This is a genomic window from Thioalkalivibrio sp. ALJ12, assembly GCF_000378305.1.
Classification (GTDB): Bacteria; Pseudomonadota; Gammaproteobacteria; order Ectothiorhodospirales; family Ectothiorhodospiraceae; genus Thioalkalivibrio.
Genome location: NZ_KB899538.1, coordinates 633,548 through 649,218, shown reverse-complemented (window position 1 = coordinate 649,218; position 15,671 = coordinate 633,548). Strand labels below are relative to the sequence as shown.

Here is a 15,671-nt window from a genome sequence, read left to right as displayed (position 1 = left end):
AGATTAGCTGGACTGGCCGCGAACGCGGGTGCGCGCCTGCTGTTCGACCAGCTGGCCGTCGTGTTCGATATGGAAGCGCAGGTCCCAGCGCCCCGGCGATGGCAGTGACAGCTCGACCTGATAGAGCCCTTCACCGATCGACTGCATCTCGAAGGCCTGGTCGCGGCGTTCGTCGGCGACCCACATGAACAGGCCACTGATATCGGCATCGGAGATCGGACGCCCCTCGGCATCCAGGACTTCCACCTGGAAGGTGGCGCTCTCCCCTTCGACCGGGGTTTCCACCCAGCCCTGGCGCACCTGCCAGCCCAGTTCGCGCTGTTCCTGGAGCCGCGTCATGCGGTGCACGGCGAGGGCCTCGTCGCGCTCCTGGATGCCGCCGACAGTCCCGGGGAAGGCCGAGGTCACGCGCTCGGCCGGCGTCTCGGGCTCGGGCAGCAGGGTGCCGATAAAGCGCTCCGGCATGCCGTTGTGGGCGAGCGTGATCAGGACCGCCTGGACCGACGCGATGATCGTAAAAAAGCCGACAATCACCAGCGGCGCCCAGTGCAGGCTGAACGATCCCTTCTGTCCGTCCTCGGCTTCCGCCTCCTTCTGGGTGAGGATGATGCCCAGCCCGTAGGGCACGATGATGTACAGCGCGAGATGGATCGCGAACACATCCGCGCCCTGCCAGGTGAGGATGGAGGTCGGGATGAACACGAACAGCATGATCGCCACCACCACGGCGGCCGTGTTGTAGGCGCGCAGACGGGTGAACTTGTAGATCAGCGCAAACAGCAGCGCGAGCGCGGCGCTGCCCAGTCCAAGGGAGATGACGAGATTGCTCATGATGTCTTCATCGTGTCGTTCCGGCGCAGCAGGGTATCACTCGGTTGGCGGCGCGCCAGTTTCGCCAGCCGGATTGTCGTATCTTATAAAAGCGCTCAATAAAGCCGTCCTGGCTTTCAGAGCCGCACGCGGCGCTTCACCGTCTTTCGGCCTTTGCACGAGCAAAGGGATTTGCAGCTTGCTTCGAAATCAACCACCTGCGGTGGTCGATTTCCGGCGGCACGTCCATGTGCCGCAGGGAAACGCCGATAATTCAGCGTTTCCCTGGCCGCGCGGTCAGCGGTGGCTGAAGCGGGCATCGGCCTCGACCGGGTCGATCCGTCCCTCGCGATCGCGGATCACGAAATAGAAGCGGAGCGGCGAATCCGCCCCGGCCTCCACGTCGTGGCGTATGCGGGCCAGTACGGTCAGCCGCTGGCCGGGTTCAAGCCGGATCTGCTCGACCTGGCCCAGGTCGAGCGTCGCGCCCTCGAGCCCATCGATATCGAGCGTAAAATCGAGCTTCTGGTCGGAGACGTTGTTCAGGCGCAATTCGTAGCTGTTCTGCACCCGACCGTCGGACATCTGCACGAATAGCGGCTGTCGCACCTGGTTGACGTTCACATCGACCGGCGGGCGTTCGAGGATACTGAAGACCAGCGCACCGACGACCACTAGCACCGCCGCCCCGTATCCAAGCGTCTTGCCCTTCAGCCAGCGGGTCTTGCCGCCTTCGAGCTCACGCTCCGACGAATAGCCGATCAAGCCGCGGGGCCAGCCCTGTTTGTCCATGATGGTGTCGCAGGCATCAATGCACAGGGCACAGTGGATACACGAGACCTGCAGCCCATCGCGGATGTCGATCCCTGTAGGACACACCTGGACGCAGTACCCGCAATCGATGCAGTCACCGACCCCGGCCGCCTGTCGCCCCTCTCGGGTCTTCAGGCCCGCTTTCACCTTCGCGCGACCCGCTGAGCCCTCGCCGCGGTTCTGGTCATAGGAAACGATCAGGGTATCGCGATCGAACATCACGCTCTGGAATCGGGCGTACGGACAGATGAAGGTACAGACCTGTTCGCGCGCCAACCCGGCAAAGGTATAGGTGGTGGCGGTCAGCAGGCCCGCAGTCACGTACGCGGCGAACCGGGCATCACCGCTGAAGAAGTCGCGTGCCAGAGTCGGGGCATCAGCCCAGTACAGGACGAAGCCGAGCCCCGTGGCAAAGGCGACGAGGAGCCAGGAGAGGTGCGTCGCGCCCAGTTTCCAGAGCTTCTCGACATTCCAGGGCTGCTTGGACAGGCGGAGACGGGCCGGCCGCTCGCCCTGGATCTTGCGCTCCAGGTACATGAACACGTCGGTCCAAAGCGTCTGGAAGCAGAAATAGCCACAGAAGACCCGACCCAGCACGCCGGTGACAAAGAACAGCAATAGCGCCGCGACGACCAGGAAGCCCGCCAGCCAGAAGATGTCCTGGGCGTAGACGACCAGATCAAACAGGAAGAACTGTCGGTTGGGGATATCGAACAGCACCGCCTGGCTCGGACCGTATTCTCGGTCCCAGCGCAGCCAGGGGAGGCCAAAGAACACCCCGTAGGCCAGGAGAAGGATCCCGGTCTTGAGGTTGCGAAAACGGCCCTTGACCGATCGCGGGTGGATCGGAATGCGAGCCTCGTAGATTGGCTGGCCTTGCGCCATGAATCCTCCCGGGAATGAACCCGGCGTGCGCACACCACCATGTGCGAGGGAGTGTCTCCCCAACGGAAGCAGGGGCCCGGACGGCCGTCAAGAAACCCGTGCGGAACCCCTGTAGTGCGAACCGGGACTCACCCGCTGGTGAACCCCGGGAGCAATGCGTTTACTGACCGCCGCCCAGCGAATGGACGTACGCCGTCAGCATCTTGATCTCGTCGTCCGACAGGCGGTCGGCAAATCCCGGCATCTCGCGCTGGATGCCATCACGGACGAAGTTGGCCACCAGGCGCAGGCGCTCGGAGTCACTCTCCGCACCCTGCACGTCGATAAGGCCCCAGATGTTGTTGGTCAGATTCGGCGCGCCCTGTGAGGCCAGGCCCTGGCCATCCTCACCGTGGCACTGGAAGCAGCCGCCTTCCATGCCGGCGAAAATCCGCTCGCCGGCATCGGACATGTCGGAGTCAACGTCGTAATCATTCAGCGACAGGACGTAGGCCGCCACTTCGTTCATCTGATCGCGGGTCAGCGTGTCGCGATACCCCGGCATGTAGCCCAGACGACCTTCACGGATGGTGTGCTCGATCTGCTCGACCGTGCCGCCCCACTTCCAGTGGTCGTTGCGCAGGTTCGGATACTGCCCGATCACACCCGCGCCGCCGACCTGGTGACAGGCCGCACACCAGGTCCCGAAGGAACCCTGGGCGTACGCGTTGACGAAGCTCATGGAGTCGGCATCGGCCAGGATCGTCTCGTAGTCCTGGCTGGCGACCTGCTCCAGCATCTCGCGCTGGCGCACCGCGTACTCGCCGGTCTGCATGTCGCGCGCCAGCAGGGCACGGGTGTTCCAGTGCGTGGTGCGCTCTTCGCCGTTCACCTCGTAGGTGATGGTGGCAAAGCCCTTGGTGAAGCTGTCGCCGATAGGCCAGGCCGGATAGATCAGCCAGTAGACCAGCGCGAACACGACCGTGGCGTAGAAGCCCCACAGCCACCAGCGCGGGAGCGGGTTGTTGTATTCCTGAAGGTCCCCGTCCCAGACGTGCCCGGTGGTCTCGACCTGGTTCTTATCGCGGTTGTCCTGTGTGCTCATTGCTTTTCGCTCTCGGTTTTGTCGCGCCGGGCCGTGGGCTCCAGGTGCGAATCATCTTCTTCCAGAGGAATGTAGCGATACGTCTCGAACTTCTTGGCCCGGCTCGGCTTGGCGAACAGGTAAATCACGATCCCGATGAACGTGCTCATGAACAGCACCAGCGCAAACATCTTGCTGTTGCCGAGATCCGTAATCCATTCCCAGGCTGCTGCCATGTCTCCCAACCTTGGCCGGGCCGAATTCCCTAACGGAATTCGGCGAAGTGGCCGTCGTCGTATTCGCTGAAATCAACCATGGTGCCGAGCACCTGCAGGTAGGCCACCATGGCATCCATCTCGGAGATGAACGAGGAGTCGCCGTCAAAGTTCTCGGCCTGCGCCTGCTCGATCAGCATCTCTTCGGCGTTGTTGATGTCGAACATCCGGGCGTGTTGTTCGCCGAACTTCTCGACATTGGCCTCGTACTCTTCCTCGGTAATCGAGTACGGAACGCCGACGCGCTTCAGGGCACGCATGCGCGCCGCGACATCGGAGTAGTCCAGCGGCGTGGTCGCCAGCCAAGGATAACCGGGCATGATCGACTCGGGCACCAGCGACTGCGGGTCAATCAGATGCTGGACCTGCCATTCGTTGGAGTACTTGCCACCGACGCGCGCCAGGTCCGGCCCGGTACGCTTGGAGCCCCACTGGAACGGATGGTCGTACTTGGACTCCGCCGCCAGCGAGTAGTGGCCGTAGCGCAGCATCTCGTCACGGAACGGGCGCACCATCTGCGAGTGGCAGGTGTAGCAGCCCTCGCGGACAAAGATGTCACGCCCGCGCTGCTCCAGCGGGGTGTACGGGCGCACGCCGTCTACTTCTTCGATCGTATCGTCGATGTAGAACAGCGGGACAATCTCGACCAGGCCGCCCACACTGATCACCGCGAGCGTCAGGATGATCAGCAGGCCGGCATTGGTTTCAACGCTTTCGTGCTTCATGGATCTAGTCTCTCCCTATCAGGCCGTGCGGGCTTCGGCCGCGCGGGCTTCTTCACGCTCGCGAGCTTCGGACTTGATGCCCATGCGGACAGTCATGGCGACGTTCCAGGCCATGATCAGCATGCCGGCGAGGAAGAACCCGCCACCAATGGCACGCACCACATACGGACGATGCAGGAACACCACCGACTCGGTGAAGGTGTAGGCAAGGTTCCCGTACTGGTCGAAGGCACGCAGCATCAGGCCCTGACCGATACCGGCCACCCACATCGCGGTGATGTACAGCACGATCCCGATGGTCGCCAGGAAGAAGTGCACGTACACAAGCTTGAGGCTGTACAGGTTGACGCCCCACAGACGCGGGATCAGGTGGTACAGCGAACCGAAGGTGATCATCGCCACCCAGCCCAGCGCACCGGAGTGCACGTGGCCGACGGTCCAGTCGGTGTAGTGCGACAGCGCGTTCACGCTCTTCAGCGACATCATCGGACCTTCGAAGGTCGACATGCCGTAGAACGACAGCGCGGTGATCAGGAACAGCATGATCGGGTCGGTGCGCAGCTTATCCCAGGCCCCCGACAGGGTCATGATGCCGTTGATCATGCCACCCCAGGAGGGCAGCAGCAGCAGGATGGAGAAGGTCGCCGCCAGGGTGGAGACCCAGTCCGGCAGGGCGGTCCAGTGCAGGTGGTGCGCGCCCACCCACATGTACAGGAACACCAGCGCCCAGAAGTGGATGATCGACAGCTTGTACGAGTAGATCGGTCGACCGGCCTGCTTGGGCACGAAGTAGTACATCATCCCGAGGAAGGCCGCGGTCAGGAAGAAGCCCACCGCGTTATGGCCGTACCACCACTGACGCATCGCATCCTGCACGCCGGAGAACAGCGGGTAGGAGTGCGAGTGGAAGATGCCGACCGGCACTTCCAGGTTATTGAAGATGTGCAGCAGGGCTGTCGCCAGGATGAACGACATGAAGAACCAGTTCGCCACATAGATGTGCGGCTGGGTCCGGCGCAGCAGGGTCTGCAGGTAGATCCAGAAGTAGACCACCCACACGACCAGGATGATCAGGTCGATCTGCCAGTTGAACTCGGCGTATTCGCGACCCTGGGTGATCCCCATGGTGTAGGTGATCACGCCGAGGATCAGTGCCAGGTTCCACCCGTAGAAGGTGAAGCTCGCCAGCGAATCACCGTACAGCCGTGTCTGACAGGTGCGCTGGACGACATAGTACGACGTCGCAAACAGGGCATTACCACCAAAACCAAAGATGACCGCCGTGGTATGTACCGGACGGAATCGGCCAAAGGTGATCTGGGCGATATCGAAATTCAGGAACGGGAACGCGAGCTGCGAGGCAATCCAGACCCCGGCCGCCATGCCAAACACGCCCCAGAGGACGGCGGCAATCGCGAAACGCTTGACGATCGCGTAGTTGTACTGCTCGGTTGAAGCGACTGACGTTGCGGGTACGGAACCCGCCGTAGTGGCTGCTTGCGACATGACTTTTTCCACCTTGCTGCGGGGAACACGGATGTCCCGATGGTTTCGGGGGGCGTGAACTTTACCCCATTCCAGACGCACAAAAAACCAATACCGCCTGTAACACTCGGAATTAGCCCCAAGTCAGGCGGAACTTTCAGCGCCAGAGAGAATACATCTTTATGGCCTTGCTCTGCGAGGGGCCAATCGCCCCGGGTTGATCTGGATCAAGAGACGGGCCGAACGGGAATCACCCGGCCTTGCGGCTTCGAGGGCGGCGGAGCCTCCGGCACCCAGGCATGGCCGTACACAATCTCCCAGGTCGCCGGCAGTCGACCCTCGACCGCAAACGCCCGCGCATAGGCCTCGGCCACGGCCTGCAGCCGACGCGGACCCAGCAGCCCGCGCCCACGCCCAGCCAGCGCATTGCGCACCCCCACCCCACGCAGATCACGCAACAGAGTGTCGAAATCGCCATAGGTGAGCGTCAGGCTCTCCTGATCCATCACCGGGTCCGCGAACCCCGCACGCACCAGGGCATCACCGATGTCGTGCATATCGACAAAGGCATTCACGTGTTGCGCGTTCCCGCCGTCGACCTCGGCAAAGGCCGCGCGCAGCTCACGCAGGGTATCCGGGCCGAAGGTGGAAAAGGTCCACAGCGCCCCCGGCGCCAGCACACGCCGCACCTCGGAAAAGGCCTGATCGAGGCTGGAACACCACTGCAACGCCGCACTGGAGATCGCCAGATCGTAGTGCGCCTCCGGCAGGGGCAAAGCCTCGATGTCCGCACACACGGCCAGCGGCCGTCGCCACCAGCGGCCGCGGCGCTGCACCGCCGCGACCATCCCCGGGGCAAAGTCGACACCGGTCAGTTCGGCCTTGCGGTAGCGCCGCCGCAGGAGATCCAGCGCCTCCCCGGTCCCGCAACCCAGATCGAGCACGCGGGCCGGTTGCAGCTTGACCAGATCGAGTCGCTCGAGCAGCCGTCCTTGGACCTCGCGCTGCAGCACCGCATGGGCCTCGTAGCCCGCAGCCGCCCGCCCGAAGGCCTCGCGTACGCGCGCCTTGTCCAGTGCGTATTCATCCGCCCCCGTCATGGATCGCCGATCACTCCAGTGCCGCTAGAAACTCGTTTATAAAGGCCGCCACGGGCGCCGGGTCCTGCCACCACTGCGCATGGCCCCCGGGCCGCACGACCAGCCGGGCGTCCGGGCGCAGGCCGCGCAGGTCATCCGCCACGGTGGACGGTACCAGCGCGTCTCCCTCGGCGAGACAGGCCCCGAGCGGCACCGAACTGGATTGCCAGTAGACGCGCTGGTCACACTCCATCAGGCAGGCCAGCCCGGCCGCGAGGCCCTGATCGGTCGCCGGGGCACCCTCCAGCTCGCTCGTCAGATCGGCGGCCAGCGAGGCCGCTTCCGGCGAGCCCCTGGCGCAGAGCATGGCCAGTCGCCGGTGCAGTCGCCGCCGGGGCCCCTCGAGGGCCAACTGAAAGTCCGCAAGCTCCGCGGCCGGCAGCGCATGGCCCCAGTCCGGGGCCGCTGCAAAACGCGGCGTGGAATTGAGCAGCACGAGCCCCCGGGTATCCGGTATCTGGCGCGCCAGCTCCAGCGCAACCAGCCCGCCGAGCGACCAGCCCAGCCAGATGGGGCGCGACAGCGGGCGCGGCAGCTGAGCCCGGATGGCCTCGCAGGTAGCCACAGGATCGCCCAGGGCCTCTCCACCAGCGAGTTCCCCGTGCCCCGGCAGGGCCGGCGCGTGGATCTCGAACCCGGGCAGCGCGGCACGCAAAGGCGCCCAGACTGCCGGGGAGAACCCCCAGCCGTGCAGCAGCACAAGGGTCGGGCGCTTCATCGCGGGCCAACCCGCCGCCACCCTGAACGCAGCGCCCCGGCTTGCGTATCATGGGCGCCGTTTCGCGCCACACCCCACCCAACCGAATCTTCAGGTCGAGTTTGCATGGACATCGTACTGGGCATTGTCATCGCGTATCTGCTGGGATCGCTTTCCACGGCCATCGTCGTGAGCAAGTTGCTGCGGCTGCCGGACCCACGTCACACAGGCTCGGGCAACCCCGGTGCGACCAACGTACTGCGCTACGGAGGCAAGAAGGCGGCCATCATCACGTTGATCGGGGATGTCGGCAAGGGCTGGCTGCCGGTGTTCGTCGCCGCCCAGCTCGGCATCTTTCCGACCTGGGCCCTCGGCCTGGTCGGCCTGGCCGCCTTCCTCGGACATGTGTTTCCCGTGTACTACGGCTTTCGCGGCGGCAAGGGCGTGGCCACCGCGCTGGGCGTGCTTCTGGCACTCAACCCGCTGGTCGGCGGGCTCACGCTGCTGACCTGGCTCGTGGTCGCCGCGATCTGGCGCTACTCCTCGCTGTCGGCCCTGGTCGCGGCGACGCTGGCACCCGTTTACTTCGTGTTCCTGGAACCGGATTTCTGGCTCGCGCTGATCGTGGCGGCCATGGCGGTGGTGCTGTTCATCCGCCACGACACCAACATCCGCCGCCTGATGCGCGGGGAGGAAGGGAAGATCGGCTACAAGAAGGACGAGGCGGCAGAACCGCCGCGAGACTAGCGATCTGCCTCAGGCGGAGAGCTCCGCCAGCGGCCAGCGGGCACGCGCCGTGATCGCCGGGGCCTGGTCGTCGGGCGCCCAGCCCGCCTGCAGGCGGCGCAGCCCGGCGAGCGCGATCATCGCCCCGTTGTCCGTGCAGAACTCGATCCGCGGGAAATACACCGGCACCCCCTGTTGCGCGGCCATCGCCTGCAGTCCCGCGCGCAGCCGGGTGTTCGCGGCCACCCCGCCGGCGACCACCAGCGCCGGGGCCTGACTCTGCTCCAGCGCCCTCCGGGTCTTCTCCACCAGGGTCTCGCTGACCGCCTCCTCGAATGCGCGCGCGACATCCTGCGGGCGGTATTCCTGCTTGTTCAGGGCCGTCAGCACGGCCGTCTTCAGGCCGGAAAAGCTCATGTCCAGCCCCGGCCGGTCGAGCATCGGGCGCGGCAGACGCAGGGCATCGCTCACCCCCTGCTCGGCCAGGCGCGACAGGGCGGGACCACCAGGATAGCCCAGCCCCAGCAGCTTGGCGGTCTTGTCGAAGGCCTCTCCAGCGGCGTCGTCGATACTCTCGCCCAGCAGCTCGTAGTCGCCCAGGGAACGGGCATGGATCAGCTGCGTGTGCCCGCCGGAGACCAGCAGCACCAGGAACGGGAAATCCAGCCCGGCGTCTTCCAGGAACGGGGCCAGCAGGTGACCTTCGAGGTGGTGCACCGGCATCGCCGGCACGCCCCAGCCCCAAGCGAGCGAGCGCGCGACCGAGGCCCCCGTCAGCAGGGCCCCCAGCAGTCCCGGCCCGCCGGTATAGGCGATTGCATCCAGCTCGGGCCCCTTCACGCCCGCCTCGTCCAGCACCGCCCGCAGCAGCGGCAGCAGGCGCCGGATGTGATCGCGCGAAGCAAGCTCCGGTACCACGCCGCCGTAGACCGCATGCAGGTCGGTCTGGCTGTACAGCCGGTGCGCGAGCAGGCCGCGCTGATCATCGATCAGCGCCACGCCCGTCTCGTCGCAGGAGGTCTCGATACCCAGGACTTTCATAGGAGCAGCATGCCTCGGGGCGCGGGTACGGGGAAGGATTCCGGGCGAACCGGACGGGATTGCGAGTCCCTCACAGGCGGCCGCGCCGATCGGGGATCGCGGAGAAGTCGAGCGCAGCACAGGCGCGACCCAGGGTCATCACCTGAAAGCGCTCGCCCATCTCTCCGGGCAGGGTCAGCATGCGCACGGCCTGGGCGGCCTGCATGGTCTTGCGGGCATCCTCGCCACTGCCGACGCGCGCCTCGAAGCGCTGCGCCAGGCCCGCACCCAGCAGGAACTCGCCCTGCGCGGCATAACCGAGCACATCGAGCCCCGCCACATCCGCGGCCTCGGCCACCGCAGTGAAATCGACGCTGGCCGTCAGGTCCATCAGCCCGGGCTGCGCCAGGGGGTCCAGCATCATCTGCTGACGGTAATAGCCAACCAGCGTGCCCTGGTGGCGCTCCGCGGCGTAATACGCGGCCCGCGGAAACCCGTAGTCGACCAGCAACGCTACACCCTGCTCCAGACAAGCGGCCACGCTCGCAACCCAGGCCGCCTGAGCCGGACGCCACTCGGAGGTGTATCCGTCGGGCCAGGGGCCATGCACCGCCTGCAGCCCGCGCACGACGGCCGCCAGTGGCTCGGGGGCCGACTGCTCCGCCAGCACCAGCCTGCCGTCGCCATCCACTGTGACGCCCATCTGCCAGGGCTGGCCCTCGCGCCAGCGAAAGAGCTCCACCGGCAGTGCGTCGAGCACCTCGTTCGCCAGTACCACACCCCGGATCGGCTCCTCGGGCAGGGCATCGAGCCATTCCACCCGGGCGTACTCCTCCGGCTCCAGGCGTTCCGCCAGGTGCTCCTGCTGCATGGCCCGCAGGTCCGGGCTGACCTCGATGATCTTGTAGCACTGCCAGCCCACGCCCAGCTCGCGCAGCGTCACAAGCACATCGCCGGCCAGCCGGCCGCTGCCCGCGCCAAACTCCAACAGCTGCCCGCCGCCCGCCAGTTCGTCGCGCAGCAGCGGGGCCAGCCAGCTGGCCAGGGTCTCGCCGAAGAGCGAGGACAGCTCCGGCGCGGTCACGAAATCACCGCCCGCGCCCAACTTGCGCGCCCCGTTCACGTAATAGCCGAGCCCCGGCGCATACAGCGCCTGGTGCATGTAATCGACAAACGGGAGGAACCCGCCGTGCGCGGCGATACTCTGTTGCAGGGAGTCGTGCATCTGCCGCGCGATGGCGGCAGCCGGGTCATCCGGCGTGGGTGTGCTAGGTTTCGGCGGCAGCATGGCGACAAATGGTACCAAGGCGAGGCATGACGTGACGGAACACACACAGGGAGAGCGATCGGAAACCGGCGTGGTGCTGGTCACCGGATCCGCGCGCCGGGTCGGCGCGACCATCGTGCGCTGGCTGCACGGCGAGGGCCTGCGCGTGCTCATTCACTATCGAGGGTCGCGCGACGACGCTGCCGCCCTGGCCGACTCGCTGAATGCCCGGCGCGAGGACAGCGCGCGCATCCTGCAAGCCGACCTGCTGAACCTGAACGACATCCAGCGCCTGGCACGCGAGGCGGAAGAGGCCTGGGGGCGGCTGGATTACCTGGTCAACAATGCCTCGACCTTCTACGCGACCCCGGTCGGCGCGATCGATACGCAGGCATGGGATGACCTGGTCGGGTCCAACCTGAAGGCCCCCACATTTCTGACCCAGGCCTGTGCGCCGGCGCTCGCGCGCACCCGGGGCGCAGTGGTCAACATCGTGGACATTCATGCCCTGCGCCCGCTGAAGGGTTACCCCGTGTATTCCGCGGCGAAGGCGGGACTCTGGGCCCTGACCCAGGCCTATGCCCGCGAACTGGGCCCGGACGTGCGTGTTAACGGCGTCGCACCCGGCGCAATCCTCTCGCCCGAGGATCCGAACAATGCCGGGACGCACGAAGCGATGGTCGAGCGCACCGCCCTCAAACGCGAGGGCCACCCCGACGACATCGCCCGTACGGTACGCTTTCTGCTGCTGGATGCGCCCTACATCACCGGACAGGTGATCCCGGTGGATGGCGGGCGCTCCGCCTCGCAGTAACGATCCGCGCGACGCGCTACACTGAATACATCCTCGAATCAAAAGAAGAGAACGGCCCATGATCGACCCCAAACGCTTTGACGATCTCGCGCGCCGGATCACCGAGAGCCTGCCGGAGTCGGTGCGCCACATGCAGGAGGATGTCCAGCGTCAGGTCCGCTCGTCGCTGCAGCACGGCTTCGAGCGCATGGACCTGGTCACCCGCGAGGACTTCGACGTCCAGGTTGCGCTGCTGGAACGCACCCGCGAACGCCTGGCCGAGCTGGAAGCCCGCGTGGAGGCCCTCGAGGCCGAACGCAAGACCGCGGAGTAACACACTCCCCATAGAACCACCGGGCACGGAGGCCCGGACCCGCAACAGGGAGGGCAAGGATGCCCATTGCCATCAGCCATGCCCGTGCGGTCGCCGGAATCCAGGCACCGCTGGTCACCATCGAGACTCACCTGGCCAACGGCCTGCCGTCATTCCAGATTGTCGGCCTGCCGGAGGCGGCCGTGCGTGAGAGCCGCGACCGCGTCCGCGCGGCCATCCAGACCAGCGGCTTCGACTTTCCCCGCCGCCGCATCACGGTCAACCTGGCCCCGGCCGACCTGCCGAAGGACGGCGGGCGTTTCGACCTCGGCATCGCATTGGGCATCCTCGCTGCCAGCCAGCAGATCCCGGGCAGCGCCCTCGAAGGGCGCGAGTTTCTGGGCGAACTGGGACTGGACGGGACCCTGCGGCCGGTCGGCGGGACGCTGGCCGCCGCACTGGCAGCCGCTAATGAGGCGCGCGAGCTGATCGTGAACCCCGAGGACGGGGCCGAGGCGGCACTAGCCAGCGCCGCGCGGGTGCGCACCGCCGACCACCTGATCGCGGTCTGCGCCGGGCTGCAGGGTCAAGGGGAGCTGGACGAGGGCCGACCCGTCGAAGCGGAACCGGATCGCTACCCCGACCTGGCCGATGTGCGCGGTCAGCACCAGGCACGTCGCGCACTGGAGATCGCGGCCGCGGGTGGCCACCACCTGTTAATGGTCGGCCCGCCCGGCAGCGGCAAGTCCATGCTGGCCGCACGCATACCGGGCATCCTGCCACCGATGTCCGAGGCGGAAGCACTGGAGACCGCCGCGATCCACAGTCTGCGCGACACCGGCCACCTGCAGCGCGACTGGCGCGCCCGACCGTTCCGCTCGCCCCACCACACGGCCTCGGGGGTCGCACTGGTCGGTGGTGGCTCCACACCACGCCCGGGCGAGATCTCGCTGGCGCATCACGGCGTGCTGTTTCTGGACGAGCTGACCGAATTCCAGCGCAGTGTGCTCGATGTCCTGCGCGAGCCGCTTGAGACCGGGACGATTCATATCGCCCGAGCCGCCCGGCAGGCCGAGTTTCCCGCCCGGTTCCAGCTGGTAGCGGCGATGAACCCCTGTCCACAGGGCTTCGACTGCGACCTCGGGGCGCGCTGCCAGTGCTCCCCGGAACAGATGGCGCGCCACCGGCGACGCCTGTCCGCGCCACTACTGGACCGCATCGACCTGGCGATCGAGGTCCCGCGCATCCCGCCGCCCGAACTGGCCTCGCATGGCGAACCCGGCGAAGACTCCAGGACCGTCGCGCAACGCGTCGCCCTGGCGCAGGAACGCCAGCGGCAACGCCAGGGCTCCCTCAATCGCGAACTGGCGGGCCAGATGCTGGACCAGCACGCCACCCTGGAGGCAGGTGATCGCGCCCTGCTGGACCGCGCTGCGGAGCGCTTTCGCCTGTCGGCACGCGCCTACCACCGCATCCTGCGCCTCGCGCGGACGATCGCCGACCTCGAACCCAGCGACCCGATCACGACCGGTCACCTGACCGAGGCGCTCAGCTATCGCGCGCTGGATCACTGGCGCACCCAGTAACCAGGCAAAGAAAAGGCCCGCACGGCAGCTGCCGACGCGGGCCTTGAGATCGGATCGAAACCGATCAGTCTTCGAAGGTCGCGACGTACACCGCCAGGTCGGCAATGTCCTGGTCCGACAGGCGGGCCGCATTCGGCGCCATCAGGGCCGTGCGGTCACCCACGGTCTCGCCGGCACGGTAGCGCACGAGCTTGTCGGCGGTGTACTCGGCGGTCTGGCCGGCAATCTTCGGGAACGCGGGGGAACCCTGACCCTGGGCACCATGGCAAGCGATGCAGGTGCTGTACAGGGACTCGCCACGACTCACGTCACCGGTATCCAGGGCAATCCCTTCCAGTGCTTCGTCGTCCTCGACAGCGGCATCGTCATCTTCGGTCACGGCCTCGCCGTTACCGTTTTCGTCACCATTGCCGTTCTCATCGCCGTTGGCGTCTTCGGGCTCCCAGCCGTGATCAATACCGGCTTCGTCCAGCATGTAGACCACCACCAGCTTCACTTCCTCGTCACTCAGGCTGGAATCACCGCCGCGAGCCGGCATCGCACCTATGCCGTTGATGGAGTTGTCGAACACCTCGTCCAGGCTGCGCTCGTCGAGGCGGGCGGCCCAGGCGTCGGAGTCGCCCTTGATCGGGGCATCGGAGGCCCCGGTGTCGTGACAGGCCGCACAGACATTGCTGTAGATGTCACCCGGACTCAGGTCGGCGGTCTCTTCCTCCATATCGACCGGACCGGAGGCCACGCGACCGATCGGCTGGATGCGTTCGACGATCCGATCGCGCTCGGCCTCACTGGGCTCGCCTAGCTGGAGCCCTCCCATGAAGTTCGCCAACTGGATCAACAGGTAGATCACAGTGGCGAGCAGCGCCACGGATGCGATGAACATCAACACCTTGTTACCGGTGTCCATCTTGATCGGTTGATTCGCCACTTGCTCTCCCTCCGAAAGGTGCGGGCCGCGCGCGGCCGTAATGGTTCCTAGCCCAAGTATTCCCACGCGCCAGGCGCGCAAATCGGGCGCCGAGTATAGGGCATCGTCCCTCTCGAGACCACAAACCCAGTAGGGCAGTCAAAAATGCGCTGGACGGATCCGCTCAGCGCCCCGTATCATTACTCGTCTTGCGCCCGTAGCTCAGCTGGATAGAGCGCTGCCCTCCGGAGGCAGAGGTCAGAGGTTCGAATCCTCTCGGGCGCGCCATCATAAAGAAGAAGGGCCCCTAGCGGGCCCTTCTTCTTTATGGGGGTGTGCCCCGAGGGCCCGATGAGAACCTCCGTTCGAGCCGAGGCCCGCGCAGCGGGCCGACGCGCGGTACCGCCGCAGGCGGTGCCGGCCCGAAGGGCCAAGCGACCGCAGGTCGCGCAGCCATCCTCTCGGGCGCGACGTTTAAACGCCCTCGGAGCCAACCCCGCGAACCTCCCGTTCGAATCGAGGCCCGCGAAGCGGGCCGACATCGCGGTGCAGCCAACGGCTGCACCGGTCCGAAGGACCGAGCCGCCAAAGGCGGCGAAGCCATCCTCTCGGGCGCGCCGCCTGAACACCCCCGAGCCCAACGCCGCGCCCCCGTCGAATCAAGGCCTGCGCAGCGGCACGGCATCGCAAGTCACCCCCTCGGCGACAGCCTCGGGGCGTTCGCCGGCGCGAAGCCGTGCTTCGCGAAACCCCGGCTCACCCTCTCGGGCGCAACATCAGTTCCGCTTCCAACATGCCCTGGCCCGGCCAGCGCGGCGATCCGGCATCCTGACCGGCAAATGCCGCCACTCCCTTGATCCAGATCAAATCGAAGCCCCGGCAGCAGCGCTAGCTTGAAGGTGACCACTGCAACCGGGAGTGCGTGATGTTGACTGAAATCATGTTTCAATCGCCCATCGGGATCCTGACGATCCTGACCCTGGTGGGCATCGTGGCGTTCTTCGTGTACGTCGGCTACTTCATCCTTCATGGCATGCACGAGGACGACAAGGCGAAATAACCCGCCTTGGGGAAACCAGGCACCATAAAAAAACGGGCCAGCATGCTGGCCCGTTTTAGTTGGGTATTCCCTGACGAGCCCCCCCTCGGTGGTCACCCGGCAACTGC

Annotated in this window: 16 protein-coding genes and 1 tRNA gene; 6 read left to right on the top strand and 11 right to left on the bottom strand. The window is 66.1% G+C overall.

Translation table 11 applies throughout. The features are described from left to right. Nucleotides 1-3: 3 nt before the first annotated feature. From F467_RS0103105 to F467_RS0103070, 8 genes are all read right to left on the bottom strand, one after another. Entirely contained in the window at nt 4-831 is an 828-nt protein-coding gene (locus F467_RS0103105; RefSeq protein WP_018138222.1) for a FixH family protein, read from the bottom strand. 276 nt (nt 832-1,107) lie between these two features. Next, the gene (ccoG, locus tag F467_RS0103100) at nt 1,108-2,508 is read right to left on the bottom strand and encodes a cytochrome c oxidase accessory protein CcoG (protein WP_018138221.1); all 1,401 of its coding nucleotides are present in this window, start codon (nt 2,506-2,508) and stop codon (nt 1,108-1,110) included. A gap of 160 nt (nt 2,509-2,668) precedes the next feature. Beyond that, on the bottom strand, nt 2,669-3,592 hold the full coding sequence (gene ccoP / locus F467_RS0103095; RefSeq protein ID WP_018138220.1) for a cytochrome-c oxidase, cbb3-type subunit III: 924 nt from the start codon (nt 3,590-3,592) through the stop codon (nt 2,669-2,671). Next, nucleotides 3,589-3,807 (bottom strand): cbb3-type cytochrome c oxidase subunit 3, encoded by a 219-nt coding sequence (locus tag F467_RS0103090; RefSeq protein WP_018138219.1) that lies wholly within the window; start codon nt 3,805-3,807, stop codon nt 3,589-3,591. Before F467_RS0103090 ends, ccoP begins: the two co-directional genes overlap by 4 nt. A 29-nt stretch (nt 3,808-3,836) precedes the next feature. Beyond that, on the bottom strand, nt 3,837-4,571 hold the full coding sequence (gene ccoO / locus F467_RS0103085; protein ID WP_018138218.1) for a cytochrome-c oxidase, cbb3-type subunit II: 735 nt from the start codon (nt 4,569-4,571) through the stop codon (nt 3,837-3,839). 18 nt (nt 4,572-4,589) lie between these two features. Beyond that, nucleotides 4,590-6,077 (bottom strand): cytochrome-c oxidase, cbb3-type subunit I, encoded by a 1,488-nt coding sequence (ccoN, locus tag F467_RS0103080; RefSeq protein ID WP_018138217.1) that lies wholly within the window; start codon nt 6,075-6,077, stop codon nt 4,590-4,592. Between the two features lie 206 nt (nt 6,078-6,283). Continuing rightward, nucleotides 6,284-7,156: a malonyl-ACP O-methyltransferase BioC gene (gene bioC, locus F467_RS0103075; protein WP_018138216.1), complete on the bottom strand. Its 873-nt coding sequence runs from the start codon at nt 7,154-7,156 to the stop codon at nt 6,284-6,286. A 10-nt stretch (nt 7,157-7,166) separates the two neighbouring features. After that, nucleotides 7,167-7,913: an alpha/beta fold hydrolase gene (locus F467_RS0103070; RefSeq protein ID WP_018138215.1), complete on the bottom strand. Its 747-nt coding sequence runs from the start codon at nt 7,911-7,913 to the stop codon at nt 7,167-7,169. 105 nt (nt 7,914-8,018) lie between these two features. On the opposite strand from F467_RS0103070, the gene plsY reads away from it, so the two are divergent. Continuing rightward, on the top strand, nt 8,019-8,639 hold the full coding sequence (gene plsY / locus F467_RS0103065; protein WP_018138214.1) for a glycerol-3-phosphate 1-O-acyltransferase PlsY: 621 nt from the start codon (nt 8,019-8,021) through the stop codon (nt 8,637-8,639). A gap of 9 nt (nt 8,640-8,648) precedes the next feature. Here the strand turns inward: plsY and tsaD are convergent, their stop codons facing one another. Both tsaD and F467_RS0103055 read right to left on the bottom strand, forming a co-directional pair. Beyond that, a complete protein-coding gene (gene tsaD / locus F467_RS0103060) occupies nt 8,649-9,659 on the bottom strand; it encodes a tRNA (adenosine(37)-N6)-threonylcarbamoyltransferase complex transferase subunit TsaD (RefSeq protein ID WP_018138213.1) in 1,011 nt (336 codons plus the stop codon). Nucleotides 9,660-9,729: 70 nt separating this feature from the next. Beyond that, nucleotides 9,730-10,863, bottom strand: a complete 1,134-nt coding sequence (locus F467_RS0103055) for a class I SAM-dependent methyltransferase (protein ID WP_018138212.1) — start codon at nt 10,861-10,863, stop codon at nt 9,730-9,732. A 133-nt stretch (nt 10,864-10,996) separates the two neighbouring features. Here F467_RS0103055 and F467_RS0103050 point away from each other — a divergent pair, with 133 nt between their 5' ends. The 3 genes from F467_RS0103050 to F467_RS0103040 are packed head-to-tail and all read left to right on the top strand — an operon-like array spanning nt 10,997 to nt 13,597. After that, nucleotides 10,997-11,719, top strand: coding sequence for a pteridine reductase (locus F467_RS0103050; protein ID WP_018138211.1), 723 nt, complete (start codon nt 10,997-10,999; stop codon nt 11,717-11,719). 58 nt (nt 11,720-11,777) lie between these two features. After that, a complete protein-coding gene (locus F467_RS0103045; protein WP_012981566.1) occupies nt 11,778-12,032 on the top strand; it encodes an accessory factor UbiK family protein in 255 nt (84 codons plus the stop codon). A 59-nt stretch (nt 12,033-12,091) separates the two neighbouring features. Further along, a complete protein-coding gene (locus tag F467_RS0103040; protein ID WP_012981565.1) occupies nt 12,092-13,597 on the top strand; it encodes a YifB family Mg chelatase-like AAA ATPase in 1,506 nt (501 codons plus the stop codon). 64 nt (nt 13,598-13,661) lie between these two features. Here F467_RS0103040 and F467_RS0103035 read toward each other — a convergent pair whose 3' ends face one another. After that, nucleotides 13,662-14,525, bottom strand: coding sequence for a c-type cytochrome (locus F467_RS0103035; protein ID WP_012981564.1), 864 nt, complete (start codon nt 14,523-14,525; stop codon nt 13,662-13,664). A 190-nt stretch (nt 14,526-14,715) separates the two neighbouring features. Here F467_RS0103035 and F467_RS0103030 point away from each other — a divergent pair. Then, a tRNA-Arg gene (locus tag F467_RS0103030) sits at nt 14,716-14,792 on the top strand. A 637-nt stretch (nt 14,793-15,429) separates the two neighbouring features. Continuing rightward, nucleotides 15,430-15,564, top strand: a complete 135-nt coding sequence (locus tag F467_RS13865) for a hypothetical protein (RefSeq protein WP_012981562.1) — start codon at nt 15,430-15,432, stop codon at nt 15,562-15,564. The last annotated feature ends 107 nt before the right edge of the window (nt 15,565-15,671 follow it).